Origin of the sequence: Roseivivax sp. THAF30 (assembly GCF_009363575.1) — a bacterium.
GTDB lineage: Bacteria > Pseudomonadota > Alphaproteobacteria > Rhodobacterales > Rhodobacteraceae > Roseivivax > Roseivivax halotolerans.
Window position 1 is genome coordinate 2,028,840 of sequence record NZ_CP045389.1, and the last position, 22,435, is coordinate 2,051,274.

Consider the following 22,435-nt stretch of genomic DNA (forward strand, 5'->3'; position numbering starts at 1 on the left):
GAGGCAGGTTTCATACAGGCAAGAAACCTATCGAGCAGTGCCCCTTTGATAAGCGAGATTACCCCGACTGCCAAGCTAAAAGTTTGATAACCCCTGAATCCCCCGTTACTTTTGACGCCAACAGAACAAGGGCAGACAGGGATTGTCCCCGATATGGGCACGCATTTTTTCCGAAGAATTACCGCCATCTCCAGCATGATCGGCGCGATCGGGCTTGGCACTGCCACGCTGGCCGAGCCGCAGCATGGCATCGCTATGTATGGTGAACCGGCACTTCCACCGGATTTTGTGGCCCTGCCCTACACCAACCCGGACGCCCCGAAAGGCGGCCGTATCGTGACCGCTGAGGTCGGCAGCTTCGACAGCCTCAACCCCCATATTCTCAAAGGCTCCAGCCCATGGGCGCTGCGCTTTACGGCCTATGAGAGCCTCATGGGCCGCAATTGGGACGAGCCCTTCACGCTTTACGGGCTTCTCGCCGAATCAATCGAGGTGCCGGAGGACCGCTCCTGGGTCGAGTTCACCCTGCGCGAGGAGGCGGAGTTCTCCGATGGCACTCCGGTGACGATCGAGGATGTGATGTGGTCCTACGAGACCCTCGGCACCGAGGGCCATCCGCGCTACCGCGGAGGCTGGGACAAGGTCGCGAGCATGGAACAGACCGGGCCCCGCTCCGTCCGCTTCGACTTCAATGTCGAGGATCGCGAATTGCCGCTGATCCTCGGTCTGCGTCCGATCCTGAAGAAGGCGCAATGGGAAGACGAGGACTTCACCGAATCGGGCCTCGACACAATCCCGATCGGCACAGCGCCCTACGTGGTCGAGGATTTCGAGGCCGGCCGCTACGTCTCGCTCCGTCGAAATCCGGATTATTGGGGCCGCGATCTGCCCTTCATGCAGGGCCAGGCGAACCTCGACGAGATCCGGATGGAGTTCTTCGGCGATGCCCAGGCGATGTTTGAGGCGCTGAAGGGCGGCATCATCAACTCTCACCGCGAGACGAATGCCGACAAGTGGGAGACACAATACGATTTCCCCGCAGTTGAGCGCGGCGATATCGTGAAGTCCGTGATCCCGCACCAGCGCCCCTCGGGCATGATCGGCTTCGTGATGAACACCCGCCGCGACGCCTTTGCGGATTGGCGGGTGCGCGATGCCATGATTCACGCCTTCAACTTCGAGTTCATCAACGACGCAATGACCGGCGGCCAACAGGAGCGGATCACCTCCTACTTCTCCAATTCCGTCCTCGGAATGCAGCCGGGCCCCGCCTCGGGTCGCGTCGCCGAATATCTCGAGCCTTACAAGGACGAGCTTCTGCCCGGCGCGATGGAAGGCTACGAGCTGCCCGCCGGCGACGGCTCGGCGCGGAACCGCGGCAACGTGCGCCGCGCCATCTCGCTTCTGGAAGAGGCCGGCTACACGATCGAAGACGGTGTCATGACCGCCCCGGACGGTGAGCCTTTCACCTTCGAGATCCTGCTCGCCCAAGGCAGTCAGGAAAACCAGGCGATCATCGACCTGTACACGCAGGCGCTGGAGCGGCTGGGCATCGCGGCGCAGGTCACGGTGATCGACCCTGCCCAGCATACCGAGCGGATCAACAATTTCGACTTCGACATGGCCTATTACCAGCGCGGTCTGTCGCTCTCGCCCGGCAACGAGCAGAAGCTCTATTTCGGCGCGGAGGCCGCCGACCAGCCTGGCTCGCGCAACCTCATGGGCGTGAAAAGCACGGCAGTGGACGGGCTCATCGACGCTATGCTGAACGCCGGCAGCACCGAGGATTTCACCGCCGCGACCCGTGCGCTCGACCGGGTTCTGACCTCCGGCCGCTACGTGATCCCGGTCTACCAGTGGAACGTGAGCCGTATCGCCCATGCCAAGGAACTGACCTATCCCGAGACGATCCCGATCTACGGCGACTGGTTCACCTGGCAGACAGACGTCTGGTGGTGGGAAGAGGCGGAGTGAAGCGGCACGGGCCATCCCTCATTGGGTTGGCCTGAATGCCCGGGCGCTTACAGGGCGACACTGCCCCCAAGCGGCTCAGCGGCCCTTTCCGGGGTCTCACACCAGCGACGTTACCCAAAGGATCGTGGCATCGTCCTCGCTGACCGAGACGACATTGTGCCCCATCGTCGCGTCGTAATAGGCGCTGTCGCCGCGACGCATCTCGATGGGTTCGTAGAACTCGGTATAAAGCCGAACGACGCCCGTGAGCACGTAGAGGAATTCCTCTCCGTCGTGGCGCACCCAGCCGTCAAATTCCTCCATTCGCCGCGCCCGGATGCGTGCACGATAGGGCAGCATCGCCTTCTTGGTCAGTGTCTCGGCCAGAAGCTCATGCTCGTAGGTTACGGTTGCCTGAGGCGCGCCCTGCCCGGCCTTCGTTATCGCGAGCCGTCCGTTCACCTGGCCGCGCTTGGGCGGAGTGAAAAGCTGCGGGACGGATATCTCGAGCCCGGTCGCCAGCTTCTTCAGCGCATCATAGGTGGGCGACATCTGCCCGTTCTCGATCTTGGAGAGGGTCGACCGCGCCAGCCCCGCTTGCCGCGCCGCCTGTTCCAGCGTCCAGTTCCGCGCCTTGCGAAGATCGCGCACGCGCTCGCCGAGGTTCAAGGGCTCGCCGAAGGCGTCTTCGCCGGTCTCGCGGGCGATCCGGATGAGGTTTCGCGGGTCATTGTCGGACATGACGGAGTATCTATGGCGCAGCCCTCAGGCTTGCAAGCGCGGCGCAATCTGCCATAGGCGACCGCTATGGAAGCGATTTTCGACATGGGTCCGGCCGAGCCCTGCCCCGCGCCGTTCAACCTCGCCGAGCACGTGCTGGGTCACGGCCATGCGCCCGAGGACAAGATCGCGCTCGCGGTGGTCGGTCCCTCGCGGGCGGAGCGCTGGTCTTACGCGCGCCTGATGGCCGCGGTGCGCGGCGTCGGCACCGGGCTTCTGGAGCAGGGATTTGTTCCGGGCGATATCGTCCTTATGCGGATCGGCAATCAGCCCGAATTTCCGATCGCCTATCTCGGGGCGATTGCGGCGGGGCTCGTGCCCGTTCCGACATCGCCGCAACTGACCGAAAGCGAGGTCGTCGCGATGATCGCCGATCTCGCACCGGCGGCGATCCTGCACGCGCCGGACGTGCCGTGCGCCGATGCCGCATGTTCCGTAATCGAGACCCAGACCATGCGCGGCTGGTATGCATTGCCGCCGGTCGACTGGCATCGCGGCGATCCGAACCGGCTTGCCTACATCGTCTATACCTCGGGCACGTCAGGGACGCCCCGCGCGGTCGCGCATGCCCATCGCGCGATCTGGGCGCGGCGGATGATGGTGACCGGCTGGTATGGTCTCGGCCCGGATGACCGGCTTCTCCATGCAGGCGCGTTCAATTGGACCTTCACGCTCGGCACGGGTCTACTCGATCCCTGGAGCGTTGGCGCAACCGCATTGATACCGGCGGCGGGGGTCGAACATGCGCAAATCCCGTTGCTGCTGCGTCGCCATGAAGCGAGTCTTTTCGCTGCAGCACCAGGGGTTTACCGCAGCATCCTCAAGCATCACGACAAGCTCGATCTGCCTCGGCTCCGCCACGGGCTTGCCGCCGGCGAGAAGCTCGCCGGGCCGATCCGCGAGGCTTGGCGCCAGGCGACAGGCACCGAGGTCTACGAGGCGTTCGGCATGTCCGAATGCTCGACCTTTATTTCGAGCGCGCCGGACAGTCCTGCCGATCGCGATGCGCTTGGCCGTCCGCAACCCGGTCGGCGTGTTGCCATACTGGGTGAAAATAGGCCGGTAGGCATCGGAGAAGAGGGTGAAATTGCCATAGACCGCTCCGATCCCGGTCTCATGCTCGGCTATCTTGGCGCAGAGCAAGAGACCGCCGCGCGCTTTCGCGGCGATTGGTTCGTGACCGGCGACAAGGGCCGTATGGACGCCGAGTTCCAGGTCTTCTACCTCGGCCGCGCCGACGACATGATGAACGCCGGCGGCTACCGCGTCTCGCCCATCGAAGTGGAAGCAGCGCTTCTGGCGCATCCCGGTATCGACGAAGCCGGCGTCACCGACGTGGACATCAAGCCTGGCGTGAGCATCATCGCGGCTTTCTGGGCAGGCCCCGAAGCGCTGTCCGACACGGATCTTGCCGCCTGGTGCGAAACGCGGCTTGCCCGCTACAAGCAGCCGCGTCACTTCCAACGACTCGAAGCGCTGCCCAAGAACGCGAATGGAAAACTTGTACGGAAGGAGCTGAAAGCGCAGATTTCCCTCTGAAATCGCGTGACAGCGAGCGAAAGGAGGCCCCGTGGCCAAACTCGATATCTTCTCGGACCCGATTTGCCCCTGGTGCTATATCGGCAAAGCCTATCTCGACCGCGCGCTCGAGGCGCATCCCGATCACCCCTTCGAGATCGCCTGGCACCCCTTCCAGCTCAACCCGGACATGCCGGCGGACGGCATGGACCGGCGCGCGTATCTCGAAGGCAAGTTCGGCGGCAAGGACGGCGCGGTTCAGGCCTATATGCCGGTTCTCCAGCAGGCCAAGGATGCCGGGCTCGAGATCGACTTCGAGGGGATCGAGCGCACACCCAACACGCTCGATGCTCATCGCCTGATCCATTGGGCCGGGATCGAGGGACGACAGACCGCCGCGGTCTCGGCGCTGTTCCGCGCCTATTTCAAGGAAGGCCGGGATATCGGCGATCATGACGTCTTGGCGGACATTGCCGATCGGATCGAGCTCGATGCGAGCGTGATCCACCGCCTGCTCGCCTCCGAGGCCGACCGCGAAGAAATCGCAAACCGGGATGCGGCGGCGCGCGAGATGGGGCTGACCTCGGTGCCGACCTTCATCGTTGCAGGCCGCCACGCGGTGCCGGGTGCCCAGCCGCCCGACCTATGGAAAAAAGTGATCGAAGAGATCAAATCGGGTGCACTCGACGAGGACGGTTAGGAATTCTTCAGGAATATTCGGTATGCAATCGCATACGATCTTTCGCCTGTCACATCACGGGCGTAAGAGGAGGCGAGAGAAGAGTCATACCTGACGGAGAGTGCCCCGATGTCCAAGATCAAGGTGGAAAACCCCATCGTCGAGATGGATGGCGACGAGATGACCCGCATCATGTGGGATTTCATCAAGCAGAAACTGATCCTGCCCTATCTCGATCTCGACCTTCTATATTACGATCTCGGCATCGAGGAGCGTGACCGCACAGAAGACCAGATCACGATCGACGCAGCCGAGAAGACCAAGGACGTGGGCGTCGCGGTCAAATGCGCGACCATCACGCCCGACGAGGGCCGGGTCGAGGAATTCGGCCTCAAGAAAATGTGGCGTAGCCCAAACGGAACGATCCGCAACATCCTTGGCGGCGTCGTCTTCCGCGCGCCGATCATCTGCAAGAACGTGCCGCGTCTCGTCCCGGGATGGACGAAGCCCATCGTCATCGGACGTCACGCCTTCGGCGATCAGTACCGCGCCACGGACTTCCGCTTCCCCGGCAAGGGCAAGCTGTCGATGAAGTTCGTTGGCGAGGACGGCACAGTGATCGAGAAAGAGGTTTATGACGCGCCGTCCTCGGGTGTCTACATGGGCATGTACAACCTTGACGACTCGATCCATGATTTCGCCCGCGCCTCGCTCAATTACGGTCTGAACCTCGGCTGGCCGGTCTACCTGTCGACCAAGAACACGATTCTCAAAGCCTATGACGGCCGGTTCATGGAGATCTTCCAGAAGGTCTACGACGAGGAATTCCGCGAGGCATTCGAGGCTAAGGGCATCGAGTACCAGCACCGCCTGATCGACGACATGGTCGCCTGTGCGATGAAGTGGAACGGCGGTTTCGTCTGGGCGACGAAGAACTACGACGGCGACGTGCAGTCGGATACGGTCGCACAGGGCTTCGGCTCGCTCGGCCTGATGACCTCGCAGTTGATGACGCCCGATGGCAAGATCGTCGAGGCCGAGGCCGCGCACGGCACCGTGACGCGCCACTTCCGGCAGCACCAGAAGGGTGAGGCAACCTCGACGAATTCGGTCGCGTCGATCTATGCGTGGACCGGCGGGCTCAAGCACCGCGCCAAGCTCGACGACAATGCCGCGCTCAAGACCTTCGCTGAAACGCTCGAGCGCGTTGTCGTCGAGACGGTAGAATCCGGATACATGACCAAGGATCTCGCGCTTCTCGTGGGCCCGGATCAAAGCTGGCTGACGACGATGGGCTTTCTCGAGAAGATCGACGAGAACCTGAACAAAGCGCTCAGTCTCTGAAGGCGCGCTGCCCGCTTTTTGGGCACTCCTTTGCGAGATATACCTGTTTGAGGGGCGCGATCCGGTCGCGCCCCTTGTCATTCCCGCCGCGCAGCCCATGAAAGCCAAGCATGATCCTGCTCGAGAACCCGCCCGCCGACCGGCATACGCTGGCCGAAGATTTTCAAGGGATGCTGATCGGCTGCACCCTCGTTGCACTGTCGATCCAGTTCCTGCGCGCCTCGGAACTCATCACAGGCCAGATCGCGGGTCTCGCGCTCGTCGTCGCCTACCCGACCGGTTGGAGCTTCGGCGCGATCTTCTTTGTTTTGAACCTGCCGTTTTACTGGCTGGCGATCCGGCAGATGGGCTGGCGCTTTACCGTGAAAAACTTCGTCGCTGTTACCACCATGTCGATCATGGCGGACCTCATGCCCTTCGTTCTCGAAGTGCAACCGCTGCACCCGGCTGTCGGGGCGGCGCTTTTCGGTCTATGCGCGGGAATGGGTCTTTTGGGTCTGTTCCGGCATGGGGCCACCCTGGGCGGTGTCGGGATCGTGGCGCTTTGGCTTCAGGACACGCGCGGCATCAAGGCGGGCAATACGCAGCTCGCCTTCGATCTGTGTGTCTTCGCCATCGCGCTCTTCCTGTTTCCCTGGGACCGCGTGCTATGGTCGCTCTTGGGCGCGGTGATCCTCAATCTCATCATCACGATCAACCACCGCCGCGACCGGTATATCGCGCGCTCCTAGCGCTTCGGCGCATCGTCGTATCGCCCGTCGAGCGGCCGCTGACGCGCGCCCTCGGGGTCGTCATATTGCCCCCGCGCGATGGTCCAGACGAAGGCACCGAGACCGAGAAGGCCAAGGCCCACCGATACCGGGATGAGAAAGACCAGAACGTTCATTCGCGCCCCCTTGCTGCATTGAGCGAGACAGTGACAGACGATGTGGACATCGCAATGGCCGCGATGAAGGGCGTTGCCAGACCCGCGAATGCGATCGGGATCGAGACGAGGTTATAAAGCACCGCGAGGCCGATATTCTCTTTCATGCGTGTCTTCGCCTGCCGCGCCGCCGCGATCGCATCCGCAACCGGCCCGAGCTTGTCCGACAGAAGCACGAGATCCGCCGCATTTCGCGCCGCGTCGAGAGCCGAAGACGGCGCGATGGAGGCATGTGCCAGCGCAAGGCTTCCCGTGTCATTGAGACCGTCGCCCACCATGAGCGGGCGTGCGCCCCTCGCTGTCGCCTCCTCGATCCAGCGCGCCTTCTCTTCGGGGCTCATCCGCGCATGGGCGTCCTCGATACCGAGCGTCTCGGCGAGCCGCGCGACCGCCTCGGGCGCGTCGCCCGACAAAAGAACGACCGGCAAACCCGCGGCACGCAGGCGCGCAACCATGTCTTCCGCATCCGAGCGCAAGTCTTCGCCGAGCGTGATCGCGACATGACTTCCATCCGCGCGCTGAAGGGCCGTTGCGCCGGTCGCGCCGATCCAGTCGGCACGGCCAAGACGGATCTCGCGCCCGCCCTGGTTTGCACAAACGCCCTTGCCGGGGATTTCGCGGATATCCGAAAGCTCAAGCGGCGCAATGCCCCGAGCCGCCGCAGCATCGCAGATCGCCCGCGAGACCGGATGAGCCGAGCCCGTCGCAAGCCCCGCCGCCAAGGCGAGATCCGTGTCTCCCAGCTCCGTTTCAAGACGCATCCGCCCGGTGGTCAGCGTCCCGGTCTTGTCGAAGACGACCATGTCCACCTCGGCGAGACGCTCCAGCGCGGTGCTTGATTTCACCAACAGCCCCTTGCGGAAAAGCCGCGATGTCGTGACCGTCGAGACGGCGGGCACGGCAAGACCAAGCGCGCAGGGGCACGTGATGACAAGCACGGAGATCGCCACGTCGAGCGACCGCCAGCCATCCCCCGCCGTCAGGTACATCCAGAGGACGAAGGCCGCGGCGCCCAGAATGTGAACAACCGGCGCATAGATTTTCGCCGCGCGATCGGCGAGCCCGGCATAACGGCTTTTCTGCGTCTCCGCTGCCGCGACGAGCTCAGCAAGGCGGCGCAGGCTGGTATCGGCGCCCGCGCGGATGGTGCGGATGAGCAGCGGGCCGGTCAGCGTCACCTCGCCCGCCGCGACGGTATCCCCGGCGGAGGCGGCTTCGGGCTGGCTCTCACCCGTGAGGGCAGAGCGATCGAGATCGGTCGCCCCTTCGAGGATGATGCCATCGACGGGCAGTCTGTCGCCGGGCCGGACACGAATGATGTCGCCCGGCAAAAGGTCGGCGGCGCGCACGATGACATCGCCGCCCTCCTCCACCCTGAGAGCTTGCGGCGCCTCGAGCGCGGCCAGCTCCGCCGCGGCGGAGCGCGCGGAGGTGCGTCCGCGATGATCGAGATATCGGCCGATCAGAAGGAAAAAGGTCAACGCCAGTGCGGCATCAAACCATCCCGCACGATCATGTCCGAGGAACGCGCCGGCCACGGACACGCCAAGCGCCAGGACGATGGCCAGCGAAATCGGCACATCCATGTTGAGCCGCCGAGCCGACAGCGCGCCAAGCGCCGAGGCGAAGAAAGGCCGCCCGGAATACGCGACGGCCGGAACCGCTATCATCGCCGCGATCAGGTGAAACAGATGCGCAGTTGTCGCTGCCGCGCCGGACCAGACCGCAACGGACAGAAGCATCACGTTCATCATCGCGAAGCCCGACACGCCGATCCTGAGCAGCAGGTCACGATCCGAGGAATCCTGACCACCCAGAAGCGCCGGGTCGAAACGCTGCGCGCGGTGCCCGGCGCGTGCGAGAGCGTCGATCATGACATCGGCGTCGATGCCGCCACTCGAGACGAAGGCGCGCTTGAGCGTCAGGTTGACGCGCGCCTCGCGCACGCCTGGCAACGCGTTCAGCGTCTCTTCAACACCTGCGATACAGGCCGCGCAGTGGATGTCGGGCAGATGCAACACGAGGTCGGCTGCGACCCGCCCGCCTCGGGCAGGCTCGGGCAGCGCGACGCAGGCAGGGCACGCGGCGTTCATGCGCGCACCCATAGAAGAATGCGCTTCTCCACGGGCGTGCCGTCCGGCGCGGTCGCGCTCACGTCGATGCGCCAGCGGCCGGGCTCAAGGTGAACGGGCATGGCGTGACCGACGGCGGCGCGGCCATCGAGATCCTGCGCTTCCATCGTCGGCCGTCCGACCCGCACGGCCAGATCTTCTGGCGCGAGCGGGTTGCCGGCCATGTCGGTCATGTCGATCCGGAGTGCGGTGCCGTCATAGCGCGCCTCGATGGTCCAGCCGAGCGCCTCTTGCGCCGCGCGTTTTTCGTCGAAGGCCTGGCTCGCGACGTAGGAATTGTCGACTTCGAGCCCAGGGAAGGTCCGCACGGCGTTCACGGCCAGCGCGATATTGACGCTGATGATGATGGAGAAGCCCGCAGCGAACATGGCGAAGACCTTGCGGCCGGACATCGTATGCGTGGTGGCGGCGGTCATTGCGATCCCCTCCCGGTGAATGTGGTTTCGGAATAGGCGCGTTCGCCTGACATGAGATCCTCTACCCAGAGGCGGATCTCGGTGCGGTCGCCCTCGGCGATCTCGTTCTCCGGCCCGGCCATGACATAGACGCGTGTCAGGGCCTGGGTGTCGGCGGGCACGGAAACGGTGTTGCCGCTTCGGCCTTCGATTTCGAGCGCCAGATCCTGGCCGAAGCCGGGCGCGACCAGGAAGACGCGCTCCTCTCCGTGCTTGTTGAGGATGCGCACGTCGTAGGCATTGCGGACCGTACCGTCGGACATCGTCACGAAGGTCGGATTGCGCACGGGCGCGACGGTCAGTTCGATTTCGGGCCGGATGAAGAGAAGGAAGACGAGGCCGAACCCGATCCCGGCCCAAAGCACCGTATAAAGGATGTTCCGGGCGCGCAGGATATGGACCCAGAGCGAGCGTGGCTTCTCACCGCCGCGTTCGCGCGGCGCATCGGACAGGGCGATATAATCGATCAGCCCGCGATCCTTGCCGACTTTCTCCATCACTTCGTCGCAAGCATCTATGCAGAGCGCACAGGTGATGCAGGCCATCTGCTGGCCGTCGCGGATGTCGATCCCCATCGGGCACACGTTGACGCAGGCATTGCAATCGATGCAGTCGCCCGGGCCATCCAGGGGCAGCGTGCCGCCAGCCGTGTCCGGAATGCCCGGCATCTTCAGCGCGGGCGAGCGACCGCCGATCTGCGGACCGGCCGCACGGGTCACCGTTGTCTCGGAGGTCGCGCTGGCCGCTTCCTTGCGCCGGCGCAGGCCCTTGCCGCGCGGCTCGCCCCGCCATTCGCGATAGGCGACGGTGAGCGTGTCCTCGTCCATCATGGCGCCCTGGATGCGCGGCCAGGGACACATGTAGATGCAGACCTGCTCGCGCATGAAGCCGCCGAAGACCACGGTCGTGAAGGTCAGGATCGCGATCGAGAAATAGGCCACCGGCGGAGCCGCGAACGTCGCGAGATCGCGCGCGAGCGTGGGCGCGTCGGCGAAGTAGAAAACCCACGCCCCGCCCGTAGCGATGCCGATGAGGACCCAGAGCGTCCATTTCGTCAGGCGCAAGCGCGCCTTCATCGCCGACCACGGCTGTTTGTGCAGACGCAGGCGCGCATTGCGGTCGCCTTCCACCCAGCGTTCGACCAGGAGGAAGAGGTCGGTCCAGACCGTCTGCGGGCAGGCATAGCCACACCAGACGCGGCCCAAGGCGGCGGTAAAGAGAAAGAGCCCCAGCCCCGCCATCACGAGAAGCCCCGCGACGAAGTAAAATTCGTGCGGCCAGATCTCGATCCAGAAGAAGTAGAAGCGCCGGTTCGCAAGATCCACGAGCACCGCCTGGTCGGGCAGGTTCGGGCCGCGATCCCAACGGATCCAGGGCGTGAGGTAGTAGATCGCGAGCGTGACGCCCATGATCCACCATTTGAGCCTGCGGAACGTGCCCGAGACCCGCCGCGGGAAGATCGGCTCCCGCGCGGCATAAAGCGAGGTGTTCATCGAATCGTTGGTCGACATGGAAGGATGTCCTTGGCCGGTTTAACGGTGTCCTCGCATGCCGGGCCCGGTGCCTTCCTTGACGCAGATCAAACCGCATGGAGCGTGAGTTTTTGCTCACCGATGCGTGAGGAAGCGGCGGGCGCGAAAACGCGCCACCATGCAAAAAGGGGCAGCCCCGGCCAGGACTGCCCCGATCCCGGCCTGCCACCTTTCGGTCAGCAGGACCGGACCCTCGCTCCGCGATCTCCCTTCCAGACCGCGAAGGGGGTATCCTATTCGGCCGGAGCCGATGCCTCGCCGCCGCCCAGCTGGTGGACATAGGCGGCAACGGCCTTCACTTCGTCTTCGCTGAGACGCGGCGGGCCCCAGGCGGGCATCACCCCGAAGCGGGCATTGGCGATGGTCGTCGTCAGATCCGCATCGCTGTCGCCGTAGAGCCAGATCGCGTCCGTAAGGTTCGGCGCGCCGAGTTCACGCATGCCCTTGGCGTCCTCGCCGTGGCAGGATGCACAATTTTCGGCGTAAAGCTGACCGCCCTCACCCGCCAGTGGATCGGCGCCTTCGTCCAGTGTCTGGACATGGGCGACGAGCGTGGCGATCTCTTCCTCGGCCAAGATGTCGCCGAAGGCCGGCATCTGCGAATAGCGCGCGTCCGGGTCGTCCTCGTTACGGATGCCGTGGCGCACCGTGTAGGCGATGTCCTCGATCGTGCCGCCCCAGAGCCAGGCATCGTCCAGAAGGTTGGGGTAGCCCTTTGCACCCTGGGCACCCTGCCCGTGACATTGCGAGCAATTGGTGCGGAAGACGGCCGCGCCGGCATTGATCGCGTAGTTCTGCAGCGCGTCATCCTCGGAGATCGCGGCAAGCTCGGTCGATATGAGCTCTGCGCGGATGTCCGCATTGGCCGCCTCGGCCTCGGCGATCTGTTCAGCCACTTCGGCCCGAGTGGACCATCCCAGAACCCCGGCGGAGGCCGTCGAGACGAGCGGCCATGCGGGATAGAGGATCGTGTAGATCACGCCCCACACGATCGTCGCGTAGAAGGTCCAGAGCCACCAGCGCGGCAGCGGCGTGTTGAGCTCGGTGATCCCGTCCCAGTCATGTCCGGTCGTTTCCGTGCCGGTCACGTCGTCCTTTTTCTTAACGCTCATCTTGCGTCTCCGATCTTGTCGTCAGCGGCAGCGCAGGCGCATGTCGCGCAGCTACCGTGGCAGGCACGGGGCGCGTCTTCGGACCCGAAGATCGACTGCGCCGCGTCGTCATGCAGCGGGCGGGAGCCGGGCCGGAACGCCCAGCCGATCACGCCGAGGAAGAAGAGAAACAGCATGAGCAGCACCCAGCTGTCTGCCAGTTGTCTCAGGAAGGAATAGGTATCCATCGGCCCCTCCTATCGGCTTGCATCGGCCGAGAAGGTCGAGAAATCGACCAGCGTGCCAAGCATTTGCAGATAAGCGATCAGCGCATCCATCTCGGTCAGCGCCTCCTGCCCGTCGAAATTACGCACCTGCGCGCCAGGATAGCGTTCGAGGAGACCGTCGTAGTCGCCGAACGGATCCACCTGGACCCGGAAATCGGTGACGGCGGCGTCGATCATCTCGTCCGTATAGGGCACGCCTACAAGCTTGTGCGTCACCATGAGGTCGCGAATATGATCCGGCTCGATCTCGGCGCGGGCGAGGTAGTCGTATTTCGGCATGACCGATTCCGGCACGACCGCCTGCGGATTGGCGAAGTGATCGACATGCCACGCGTCCGAGTAGCGACCGCCCACACGCGCAAGGTCCGGCCCCGTGCGCTTGGAGCCCCACTGGAACGGATGGTCGTACATCGATTCCGCGGCAAGGCTGTAGTGGCCGTAGCGTTCGACCTCGTCGCGCATCGGGCGGATCATCTGGCTGTGGCAGACGTAGCAGCCTTCACGCACGTAGATATCGCGGCCCGTCAGCTCGAGCGGGGAATAGGGGCGCACGCCCTCCACTTCCTCGATCGTGTTTTCCAGCCAGAAGAGCGGTGCGATCTCGACGATGCCCCCGATCGTCACCACCAGGAAGGACGAGACCAGAAGCAGGGTCGCGTTCTTTTCAAGGATGGCGTGCTTGTCGATGAACTTCGAATGATGCGGAAGCTCGTTCGGGATGCCGCCGTCGCCCGGCTGGACGACCTTGGGGTCGTCCTTGGGGTTCGTGATCTTTTCGTTATCCTTGGTCATGTCACGTCACTCCGCGGGAATGGCTTGGGTCTGGGATGCGCTTTGCGGTGCGCGTCTCACGGTCATGATGAGGTTCCAGCACATCAGAAGCGCACCGGAGAGGTAGAGAAGACCGCCGGTCATCCGCACCACGTACATCGGGAACTTGGCCGAGACGGTGTCCGCGAAGGAATTCACGAGGAAGCCCTGCGCGTCGACTTCGCGCCACATCAGTCCTTCCATGATCCCCGTCACCCACATCGAGGCGGCGTAGAGAACGATGCCGATCGTCGCGAGCCAGAAGTGCCAGTTGACGGCGCGCAGCGAGTAGAGGCTCGCCCGGTTCCAGAGCTTCGGCGTCAGGTAGTAAAGGCAGCCGAAGGTGATGAGCCCGTTCCAGCCGAGTGCACCCGAATGCACGTGGCCGATGGTCCAGTCGGTGTAGTGGCTCAGCGAGTTGACCGCGCGGATCGACATCATCGGACCCTCGAAGGTCGACATGCCGTAGAAGGCGAGAGAGGCGACGAACATCCGGATGATCGGGTCCGTGCGGATCTTGTCCCAGGCGCCTTCCAGCGTCATCAGGCCGTTGATCATGCCGCCCCAGCTCGGCATCCAGAGGATGATCGAGAACACCATGCCGAGCGTCGAGGCCCAGTCGGGAAGCGCGGTATAATGCAGGTGGTGCGGACCGGCCCAGATGTAGAGGAAGATCAACGCCCAGAAGTGGATGATCGACAGCTTGTAGCTGTAGACCGGGCGGCCGGCCTGCTTCGGCACGAAGTAGTACATCATGCCGAGGAAGCCTGCGGTCAGGAAAAAGCCCACCGCGTTATGGCCGTACCACCATTGGGTCATCGCATCCTGGACGCCGGCGAAGACCTGCACCGATTTGGACCCCCAGATCGAGACCGGGATCGAGAGGTTGTTCACGACGTGCAGCATCGCGACTGTCACGATGAAGGCGAGGAAGAACCAGTTGGCCACGTAAATATGCGGCTCACGGCGCTTCATGATCGTGCCGAGGAAAACCGCAAGGTAGCCCAGCCAGACAAGCGTCAGCCAGATATCGACGTACCATTCGGGCTCTGCATATTCCTTGGACTGGGTCGAGCCGAGAATGTAGCCGGTCGCCGCCAGAACGATGAAAAGCTGATATCCCCAGAAGACGAACCACGCGAGATTGCCGCCCCAGAGCCGCGCCGCGGAGGTCCGCTGGACGACGTAGAAGGAGGTCGCGATCAGCGCGTTGCCGCCGAAAGCGAAGATCACCGCCGATGTGTGCAGGGGCCGCAGCCGTCCGAAATTCGCATAGCCCTCGGACCAGTCGAAGTTCAGCGCAGGCCAGGCGAGCTGCGCGGCGATGAAGACGCCGACGAGGAAGCCCGCGATGCCCCAGAAGGCAGTTGCGACAACGCCCGCACGGATCGGCCCATCCATGTACGAGGCGTGGTCGACCACCGCGCGCGGCTCTTCCACGCGGCGCAGTTCCCACAGAAAAAGTCCGCCCGCGACGACCATGATGATCGCAGCGTGGACGGAATAGGCGAGGTCGCGGCCCCAATTCGCGGCAATCGCCGCAAAGAGTGCCACAAGGCCCAGAAGGGCTAGCCTTGCATAAACCATGTCATCGTTCCCTTGGCTTTATCACCCTCCGCGCGGAATCGCTCGAAGGGCCTTATGCCGGGGGAAGTGCCACGGGCGGCGCCGACCTCGCTTTGACATGGATCAACGAGGGCGGATCAGGCTGAATTTTCATTCGGAAAGGCCCGCGCGCAGTCTCGTGTCGCGCGCTGCGGGATGTGCGATGCGTCTCGGCTCAGGCGATCAGGCCGCCATCCTCGTCCTCGCCAGCCTCGATCGCGAGCCGGTCGAAATCGGGGATATGCACGTCGCGGTTCGAAGGAAGCTCGATCAGCCCATCCTTTCGAAGCGCGGTGAACTGGCGGCTCGTCGTCTCGATGGTGAGGCCAAGATAATCGGCCAGTTCCTCGCGCGAGAGCGGCAGGTGCAGGGTCAGCGCATCTTCGGGCGCATCCTGCCCCATTTGCGCGGCGTTGCGCCGTGCCAGCCGCACAAGAAAAGACAGGACTTTCTCGCGCGCAGACATCCGGCCCAAGACAACGGCCCATTCGCGGGCCGAATCAAGCTCATCCAGCGCCATCGTCATCAGGCGCGTTGCGATATGAGGTGTGCTGCGGACGAGATCTTCGAAGGCCTTGCGCTCGAACCGGCAGAGCGTGACCTCGCTGATCGCCTCAACGTCATAGGGAGACGATGCACGCCCGGGCCGGCCGATGAAGTTCGACGGCAAGAGAAGGCCTACCGTCTGACGCCGCCCATCCTCGAGCGTACGGGACATGGTCGCGCAGCCCGAAATGATCGAGGACAGGAACTCCATCTCGCGCCCGGCCTCGGCCAGATGCGCGCCCGCGGGAACCGTCTTGTAAGACTTAATGCGTTCCAAAACCTTCAACTCGTCCGCATCGCACTCGGCGCAGACGGCACTGTGCCGGATCGGACAATCATGACAGGCATTCACGGGTTTCAATTCCATGTCAGGTTTTTAGCAAGAAGGTTGATTTGCATCAATGTGCGACCGCGCGAAACGCGGCAAATCCTGCGCCATGACACAGTCCATCCTTCGCAAGGCGCTCCTCGAAGCGCGCGTTCCGAGATATACCTCCTATCCGCCCGCCACCCGCTTCTCCCAGGCGGTCGGTGCGGATCAACATGCCGCGTGGCTTTCCACCCTGCCCGCGACAGAACCGGTCTCGCTATACGCCCATATCCCATTTTGCCGCAGGCTCTGCTGGTTCTGCGCGTGCCGGACGCAAGGCACATCGAACGCGGCGCCGCTCACGCGGTTCCTCCAGACGTTGAACGCCGAGATGCGGCTTGTCGAGACGGCCATCGGCAGGCGGCAGACGGTCTCCGCGCTCCATCTGGGCGGAGGCACGCCGACGCTGATGGAAGCTTTCCAGATCAAGGCGCTGTCAGACGCGTTCCGGGCCCATTTCGATCTTTCGCAGGATCCGGAAATCTCGGTCGAGATCGATCCGACCGAACTCGACGAGACGCGGCTCGACGCGCTCGTGGACTTCGGCCTCAACCGCGCCTCCATCGGAGTGCAGGACTTCGATCCAAAGGTGCAGGAGGCGATCGGCCGTCTACAGAGCGCTGAGATCACCGCCGAGGCTGTGACCGGGCTGCGCGTCCGCGGTGTCAAATCGGTAAATTTCGATCTGCTCTACGGGCTTCCCTACCAGACGCCAGAGCGTCTTTCCGCGACACTGGCCAAGGTACTGGATCACAAGCCCGATCGTCTCGCGCTTTACGGCTACGCGCATGTTCCATGGGTCGCCAAGCGCCAGAAGCTGATCCCCGAGGAGGCCCTGCCCGATCCCTCCGCGCGGCGCGAGCTGGCCGAGCTCGCCCAGGCAACACTCGTGGCGGCGGGCTACGTTCCCATCGGCATCGATCATTATGCGCTGCCCAAGGACAGCATGGCCCGATCCGCCGAGGCCGGAACGCTGCGGCGGAACTTCCAGGGCTATACGACCGACACCGCGTCTGCGCTGATTTCCATGGGCCCCTCCGCCATCTCGCGGTTCGAGGGCGGCTACAGCCAGAACGCCTCGGCGACGCGCGACTGGACGCGGGCAGTCGAAACCGGCCTTTTCGCGACCTCGCGCGGTTTCACGCTGAGCCGTGAGGACATCATGGTCGCAGACGCGATCGAGCGGCTCATGTGCGACGGGCGTATCGATTTCGCCCGTATGGCCGAGCGTCACGGTCTGCGCGCACAGGCGCTTCGCGACCGCGCCGAAGCGGCCCTCGCCGATCTTCCGGAAATCGGCACGCTGTCGGGCGACCGGCTGGCGATCAACGAGATGGCCTATGCGCGCCTTTTGGCGGCCCGGCTCGACCCCGAGCTCGAGAGTTCGGACGGGCGCTTCAGCCTCGCCAGCTGATCTCTTCTTTCGACCGCACGAAACGCCGCGCTCAAAAGAAATCGACCGCGCCGTCCGCAGCGGGAACATCCGTTTCTCGGCCGGCGAGCATATCCGACAGCCGGCCAAGCCGGATCCCGGAGGTTGCGTCGTGCAGATCAAGGCTTATCGCGGGCGCGGTGCCAGCCAGATGATCCAGGAAACAACGCAACTCGCTCAAGGTCTGCACCAACCGGTCGAGCGTCTGGATCGACGCACTTTCCTGCGCCGCTCGATCGCCGTCCGGTCTCTGCCCATCGAGAAACCCGGCCAAAACGCTCTCGACCCGTAGGCTTTCCGTCTCGAGGGCGCCCATCTCGCGCGAGAGCCGAGCGAAGAGTTCTGCCAACGCAACCTCGTTGCTGGGCACGGCGCGCGGCGGGGGCTGCTCTGTGATCACAGCGGCCCGACGACGGCCTGAAGGCAAGCCTTCATCTGCGCCGTATCGAACGGTTTTTGAAGCACGTTGTTCAGACCGAGCTGCTTGCCCGTCGTCACGATCTGATCATCGAGCCGCCCACTGATCAGCACGAAGCCGATTTTCTGCGTTCGGGCATTCTGTCGAAGCGCCTGCAAAAGCTGAAGGCCGTTCACTTCGGGCATGTTGTAGTCGGAAATGACGATGTGGCGCGGGTGCGCATTGAGCTTTTCGAGTGCCGTCCGCCCATCGGCACAGAAATCGACCTGTTTGATCCCGATCTCGTCAAGCGCCATCAGGATGAGACCGCGACTTGTGCTCATATCGTCGACAACCAGGACGCTCAGCTTGTCTCTCAATGCCATGTTCAGCTTCCTTGCAGGGTGCCGCCGCGCCGGTTTGCCGGGCGACGAAAGGAGGTTTTGCCGCAAAGCTCGAGCGCGTGTTCGAAGCCGGGCCCGAGCCGCTCCGAATGTCCGAGAAAGAGGTAGCCGCCCTCGCCCAATACTCGTTCGAGACCGCACCAGAGCGCGCGCTGCGTTGCCTCGTCCATGTAGATCGCGACGTTACGGCAGAGGATCGCGTCGAAGGGGCCCTGTACGGGCCAGGGCTCCACGAAGTTCATGTAGCGAAATGTCACGAGCGCGCGCAAAGCTGGCCGTATAGACAAGAATCCGGGTCGATCCGGCGCAGGCTCGAACATGACCGAGCGGCGCGCAGGCGGAATCATCGAGGCCGCGTCTTCCGGGTAGATCCCCGTCTCGGCGCGTTCCAGTACCTCGCGGTCGATATCGGTCGCGAGTATCCTGAGACCGCACTTGGCCGCGTTCGAAAACCCCTCGAGAACCACTGCCGCCAGGCTCCATGCTTCTTCCCCGGACGAACACCCAGCAGACCAAAGCCGGGCTTGATGCCCCGAGGCCGCCCGCACCGCGAGGACAGGCAAAAGCTCCGCCGCAAGGATTTCGAAATGCTCCGGCTCGCGGAAAAAGCGAGTTGTATTGGTCGTCAAGGCAAGCACCATCCTGTAACGCTCCTCGCGCTGGCCGGGGTCGGTGACGAGCCGGACATATTCCGCGAAGCCATTCAGCCCCAGTTCTCTGAGCCGCCGGGACAGGCGAGAGACCACAAGCCGACCATTCCCTTCGTTGAGGCGGATTCCCGAGCATTCGTGAAGAACCGACGCGATCGTCGCGAACTCGGCCGGCTCCAGCGTCGCCTCGTCGCGCGCGATGATCACGCTGGACAAAGCTCGTCCTCCTCGGCCCGCGTGTTGGGCAGCGCTGCGCTGACATCAAGGATGCGGAGCAGTCGCGGACCCTTGGAGATCACCCCGGCCAAACAGGACGCGCTGGCTTCGCCGATATTGGGCACCGGCTGAACCTCGTCCTCCGTGACGTTCAAAATGTCGGATACGGAAGAGACCAGGAGACCCGAAAGGCACTGCTCGATCAGGACGATCACGATCACGTGGCGCGGGCCTGGCTCGAGCGGTGCGAGCCCGAGACGCGAGGACAGATCGATGATGGGAACGACAGCGCCGCGCAAATTGATCACGCCCAGAACGTAATCCGGTGCACGCGGCAGTACCGTCGCTTCAGTCCAGCCGCGAATTTCGCGCACAGTCATGATGTCCATGCAGAAATCCTGCTCGCCGATACAGAATGTCACCATTTCGCGGCTGTCTTTCCGGACCACCGGGCCGCGGTCCTCGTGGGCTGCTCTCATCGGTCAAACTCCAAGGAGGTGATGAATGGGTCGGGCTGTTCCGGCAGCGTTCGACGCGCCGGGCAGTATCGTGTCCGCGGCACTGCGAACGATGTCTTCGGGATCCACGATCAACGCGATCTTGCCGTCCCCGAGGATTGTCGCCGCGGCAATACCGATGACGCGGCCGTAATTCTGCTCGAGGCTCTTGATTACCACCTGGCGTTGATCGCGGATCTCATCGACGGCCAAGGCCCAGCGTTTTTCCTGCTCGGTCTCGATCAAGAGCAGCACGTGCTCCGCCCGCTTCTCATGCGGACTTCGGTAGCCAAGTACGCGCCCGACATCGACAATGGGTATCAGCTCCTCGCGAACGCGGACCACGTCGCACCCGGGCGATACGGATTCGATCTCCACCCCGACAGGCTTCAGCGTCTCGATGATGGCGGTAATGGGCACGACCATGGTATGACCTGCAACGGTCACGATCATGCCCTCGAGCACCGCGAGCGTCAGGGGCAGCGATATGGAGAAGGTCGTGCCTTTGCCAGGCACAGACTGGATGTTGATCCGCCCCCCAAGCTTCTGAATGGCGCTGCGGACCACATCCATTCCGACCCCCCGCCCCGACAAATCGGTGACCTGCTCCGCGGTCGAGAACCCGGGCAGGAACAGCAGCCGATCGACGTCGGACGCGGCCGGTTGAGCATCATCGGGAACAAGGCCCTTTGCCTTGGCGATCTGGAGCACTTTCGGTCGATTGATCCCGGCACCGTCATCCGAAATCTCGATCAGAACACGGCCCGAACGATGCTCCGCAGACAGGCGCACGATGCCTTCGGCGGGCTTCCCAGCACCGAGACGCGCGGCGGTCGGCTCGAGTCCATGGTCGACCGCGTTCCGCAGAATATGAGTGAGCGGATCGATCAGGCGTTCGATCACCGTAGTGTCGACCTCGGTCGTCTCGCCGCTCGTCTCGAAGCGAACGATCTTGCCGGAGACGGCTGCCGCTACCCGAACGATCCGCGCCATACGCTGAAAGAGCGGCTTCACCGGTTGCGCGCGGATCGACATGACGCCTTCCTGGATCTGGCCTGCGAGTGTCTTGAATTCGTCGAGCCCGGCAGTGATCTGCGTCTCGTGAGCCAAACCTGCATCGGAGATGCTTTGGCTGAGAAAGGACTGGTTTATGACCAGCTCGCCCACGACATTGATCAAGTCGTCCACGAGATCGAGATCGACCCGCACCGTCGCTTTCGACGGCGACACGCTTTTCGCGATGCGCGGCTCGGGGGACGAGGATGTCGGGATGACATGCAGATCGGGTTCCTTCGACCCAGACCCGTCCTGGGGCGCCTGCTCGGCCGGGGCCGGACTGGCTGCGGGCACCAGACCATCGTCGTCGAGCTCCTTGATCGACAGTTCGGCAAGATGCGCCACGAACTCGAAGATATCCTCTATTTCAGCGCGTTGGGCTGTGCCTCTCAGGGTCAGGGTCCAGGCCAGATACGGTGCGTGGGCATCCAGCTCGGTCAGGCCCGGCAGGCCGGAGATGTCCACAGAAACGGACATGTCGCCAAGCGTTTCGAGTTCGCGGAAAAGATGCACGGGGTCATGCCCGTTCTCGAAAAGCGCGTACCTTGGGCGAAATCCGATCTCGAAGCGAGTTTCATTGAGGCCGCCAAGCTCAAAATCGAGCGTCATGGGCGCGAACGCGTTTGGCTGCGGTGTCGCCAGTGTTTCCCGAGACGGCATCGCGGGCGGCATGACACGTTCCAGCTCTCTGCCAGCGCCGCCCGTGATCTTGTCAATTTCCGCAAGTATGTCGTGGCTGCGCCCCTCGTCGACCTCCCTGCCCTCGCGAGCCGCGCTTACCAGGTCGGTCAGGTGATCCCCTGCGCGGCGCAGGACGACCCAATCAGATTGCTGCGGCACGAAACGCCCCGCGCGCATCTCATCAAGGGCAGTCTCGAACCCGTGCGCGAAATGAACGAGCGTATCGAGAGCGAAGGATGCCGCCCCGCCCTTGATCGAATGAACGGACCGGAACACCGCATTGACCACCTCGATATCGATCCCGGCGTCAGGGTCGGCGTCAGCAAGGATGTCAAAACCATCGTCGAGCGCCTCGAGCAATTCGCTGCATTCCAGGAAGAAGGTCTGGCGCAGCGCGTCAAGCCCGCTCATCTCCGCCTCACGCTGGCAATGCGCCGAATGGCCGAGACGAGTTTTTCGTCGTCGAACGGCTTAACGATCCAGCCGGTCGCTCCCGACTTGCGAGCCCGATCCTTCAGCTCTGCAGCGCTTTCCGTCGTCAGCACCAAAATCGGCACACTTGGGTGCACCTCGCCATTCCGGATCTCGGAGATCACTCCGAAGCCGTCGAGCCGCGGCATGTTGATATCGGTGATCACGACATCCGGTGCGATCTCGGCAAGACTGTCGACGCCGATGCGTCCGTCTTCGGCCACTGCCACATCGAAACCGTTTTGGGTCAGGCTGAACCGCAGCATCTCCCGGATGGTGCGGGAATCGTCGATCGCGAGTACCTTGATTGTCATGCGCGTTCTCCCGGAACGGTCGTAAGTGACGCATCCAAAAGACCGCTCGCGCCCATCGTTTCGATGTCGAGAGCCAGCTCCTTGGATGCTTGCAATGTGAAGGCGTGGCCCTCAGCGCGCACACGGAATTGCGCGGCAAGAAGGAGTTGAAGGCCAAGCGCCCCGAGCATCTTGACCCGTCGGCCATCGAGCGACAGCGGACCGGCCGGCGTCTTCATCAACACTTCGCGGAGCCCGGATGCCGCGGCAGTGTCAAGTTTCTCGGGCAATATGATGGGTTGTCTCATGCA

23 protein-coding genes are annotated in these 22,435 nt (G+C 63.5%); 6 read left to right on the plus strand and 17 right to left on the minus strand.

Going from position 1 to position 22,435, the window contains the following annotated elements; translation table 11 throughout:
- Nucleotides 1-153 precede the first annotated feature (153 nt).
- Nucleotides 154-1,974, plus strand: a complete 1,821-nt coding sequence (locus FIU91_RS09855; RefSeq protein WP_152462322.1) for an extracellular solute-binding protein — start codon at nucleotides 154-156, stop codon at nucleotides 1,972-1,974.
- 96 nt (nucleotides 1,975-2,070) lie between these two features.
- On the opposite strand, the gene FIU91_RS09860 is transcribed toward FIU91_RS09855, so the two are convergent.
- Nucleotides 2,071-2,694: a helix-turn-helix domain-containing protein gene (locus tag FIU91_RS09860; RefSeq protein WP_152462323.1), complete on the minus strand. Its 624-nt coding sequence runs from the start codon at nucleotides 2,692-2,694 to the stop codon at nucleotides 2,071-2,073.
- A gap of 66 nt (nucleotides 2,695-2,760) precedes the next feature.
- Between FIU91_RS09860 and FIU91_RS09865 the strand changes: the two genes are divergently transcribed.
- The 4 genes from FIU91_RS09865 to FIU91_RS09880 all read left to right on the plus strand — a co-directional run bounded on the left by FIU91_RS09865 (nucleotide 2,761) and on the right by FIU91_RS09880 (nucleotide 7,005).
- Entirely contained in the window at nucleotides 2,761-4,272 is a 1,512-nt protein-coding gene (locus tag FIU91_RS09865) for a class I adenylate-forming enzyme family protein (RefSeq protein WP_152462324.1), read from the plus strand.
- 31 nt (nucleotides 4,273-4,303) lie between these two features.
- On the plus strand, nucleotides 4,304-4,951 hold the full coding sequence (locus FIU91_RS09870) for a DsbA family protein (protein WP_152462325.1): 648 nt from the start codon (nucleotides 4,304-4,306) through the stop codon (nucleotides 4,949-4,951).
- A 108-nt stretch (nucleotides 4,952-5,059) separates the two neighbouring features.
- Nucleotides 5,060-6,274, plus strand: a complete 1,215-nt coding sequence (locus FIU91_RS09875) for an NADP-dependent isocitrate dehydrogenase (RefSeq protein ID WP_152462326.1) — start codon at nucleotides 5,060-5,062, stop codon at nucleotides 6,272-6,274.
- Between the two features lie 110 nt (nucleotides 6,275-6,384).
- Complete coding sequence (locus FIU91_RS09880; protein WP_093013227.1) at nucleotides 6,385-7,005, plus strand: YitT family protein; 621 nt, start codon at nucleotides 6,385-6,387, stop codon at nucleotides 7,003-7,005.
- On the opposite strand, the gene ccoS is transcribed toward FIU91_RS09880, so the two are convergent.
- The 9 genes from ccoS to fnrL form a co-directional block, all read right to left on the minus strand.
- The gene (ccoS, locus tag FIU91_RS09885) at nucleotides 7,002-7,160 is read right to left on the minus strand and encodes a cbb3-type cytochrome oxidase assembly protein CcoS (protein ID WP_093013229.1); all 159 of its coding nucleotides are present in this window, start codon (nucleotides 7,158-7,160) and stop codon (nucleotides 7,002-7,004) included. The two genes, FIU91_RS09880 and ccoS, sit on opposite strands and share 4 nt — an antisense overlap.
- A complete protein-coding gene (locus tag FIU91_RS09890; protein WP_254701941.1) occupies nucleotides 7,157-9,292 on the minus strand; it encodes a cation-translocating P-type ATPase in 2,136 nt (711 codons plus the stop codon). The genes ccoS and FIU91_RS09890 overlap by 4 nt, the downstream gene beginning before the upstream one ends.
- Nucleotides 9,289-9,747: a FixH family protein gene (locus tag FIU91_RS09895; protein ID WP_152462328.1), complete on the minus strand. Its 459-nt coding sequence runs from the start codon at nucleotides 9,745-9,747 to the stop codon at nucleotides 9,289-9,291. The genes FIU91_RS09890 and FIU91_RS09895 overlap by 4 nt, the downstream gene beginning before the upstream one ends.
- Nucleotides 9,744-11,297, minus strand: coding sequence for a cytochrome c oxidase accessory protein CcoG (gene ccoG, locus FIU91_RS09900; protein WP_254701942.1), 1,554 nt, complete (start codon nucleotides 11,295-11,297; stop codon nucleotides 9,744-9,746). Before ccoG ends, FIU91_RS09895 begins: the two co-directional genes overlap by 4 nt.
- Nucleotides 11,298-11,551: 254 nt before the next feature.
- A complete protein-coding gene (ccoP, locus tag FIU91_RS09905; protein WP_152462329.1) occupies nucleotides 11,552-12,430 on the minus strand; it encodes a cytochrome-c oxidase, cbb3-type subunit III in 879 nt (292 codons plus the stop codon).
- A complete protein-coding gene (locus FIU91_RS09910) occupies nucleotides 12,427-12,657 on the minus strand; it encodes a cbb3-type cytochrome c oxidase subunit 3 (protein ID WP_152462330.1) in 231 nt (76 codons plus the stop codon). The genes ccoP and FIU91_RS09910 overlap by 4 nt, the downstream gene beginning before the upstream one ends.
- A 9-nt stretch (nucleotides 12,658-12,666) precedes the next feature.
- Nucleotides 12,667-13,488 (minus strand): cytochrome-c oxidase, cbb3-type subunit II, encoded by an 822-nt coding sequence (gene ccoO / locus FIU91_RS09915; protein ID WP_152462331.1) that lies wholly within the window; start codon nucleotides 13,486-13,488, stop codon nucleotides 12,667-12,669.
- 6 nt (nucleotides 13,489-13,494) lie between these two features.
- A complete protein-coding gene (gene ccoN / locus FIU91_RS09920) occupies nucleotides 13,495-15,093 on the minus strand; it encodes a cytochrome-c oxidase, cbb3-type subunit I (RefSeq protein WP_093013244.1) in 1,599 nt (532 codons plus the stop codon).
- A gap of 193 nt (nucleotides 15,094-15,286) precedes the next feature.
- Nucleotides 15,287-16,024 carry a transcriptional regulator FnrL gene (fnrL, locus tag FIU91_RS09925; protein ID WP_093013247.1) on the minus strand — a complete coding sequence of 246 codons (738 nt, stop codon included), beginning with the start codon at nucleotides 16,022-16,024 and terminating at the stop codon, nucleotides 15,287-15,289.
- Nucleotides 16,025-16,094: 70 nt separating this feature from the next.
- On the opposite strand from fnrL, the gene hemN reads away from it, so the two are divergent.
- Entirely contained in the window at nucleotides 16,095-17,441 is a 1,347-nt protein-coding gene (hemN, locus tag FIU91_RS09930) for an oxygen-independent coproporphyrinogen III oxidase (RefSeq protein WP_172974984.1), read from the plus strand.
- Nucleotides 17,442-17,472: 31 nt separating this feature from the next.
- On the opposite strand, the gene FIU91_RS09935 is transcribed toward hemN, so the two are convergent.
- From FIU91_RS09935 to FIU91_RS09965, 7 genes are read right to left on the minus strand one after another with little or no spacing between them, the layout of a single operon-like run.
- A complete protein-coding gene (locus FIU91_RS09935; protein WP_216651605.1) occupies nucleotides 17,473-17,808 on the minus strand; it encodes a hypothetical protein in 336 nt (111 codons plus the stop codon).
- A 47-nt stretch (nucleotides 17,809-17,855) separates the two neighbouring features.
- Nucleotides 17,856-18,242, minus strand: a complete 387-nt coding sequence (locus tag FIU91_RS09940; RefSeq protein WP_093013256.1) for a response regulator — start codon at nucleotides 18,240-18,242, stop codon at nucleotides 17,856-17,858.
- 2 nt (nucleotides 18,243-18,244) lie between these two features.
- Nucleotides 18,245-19,117, minus strand: coding sequence for a protein-glutamate O-methyltransferase CheR (locus tag FIU91_RS09945; protein ID WP_254702110.1), 873 nt, complete (start codon nucleotides 19,115-19,117; stop codon nucleotides 18,245-18,247).
- Nucleotides 19,114-19,605, minus strand: coding sequence for a chemotaxis protein CheW (locus FIU91_RS09950; protein ID WP_152462335.1), 492 nt, complete (start codon nucleotides 19,603-19,605; stop codon nucleotides 19,114-19,116). Before FIU91_RS09950 ends, FIU91_RS09945 begins: the two co-directional genes overlap by 4 nt.
- A 3-nt stretch (nucleotides 19,606-19,608) precedes the next feature.
- Nucleotides 19,609-21,771: a chemotaxis protein CheA gene (locus FIU91_RS09955; protein ID WP_152462336.1), complete on the minus strand. Its 2,163-nt coding sequence runs from the start codon at nucleotides 21,769-21,771 to the stop codon at nucleotides 19,609-19,611.
- Nucleotides 21,768-22,145: a response regulator gene (locus FIU91_RS09960; RefSeq protein ID WP_093013268.1), complete on the minus strand. Its 378-nt coding sequence runs from the start codon at nucleotides 22,143-22,145 to the stop codon at nucleotides 21,768-21,770. The genes FIU91_RS09955 and FIU91_RS09960 overlap by 4 nt, the downstream gene beginning before the upstream one ends.
- A complete protein-coding gene (locus tag FIU91_RS09965; RefSeq protein WP_152462337.1) occupies nucleotides 22,142-22,432 on the minus strand; it encodes an STAS domain-containing protein in 291 nt (96 codons plus the stop codon). The genes FIU91_RS09960 and FIU91_RS09965 overlap by 4 nt, the downstream gene beginning before the upstream one ends.
- Nucleotides 22,433-22,435 lie beyond the last annotated feature (3 nt).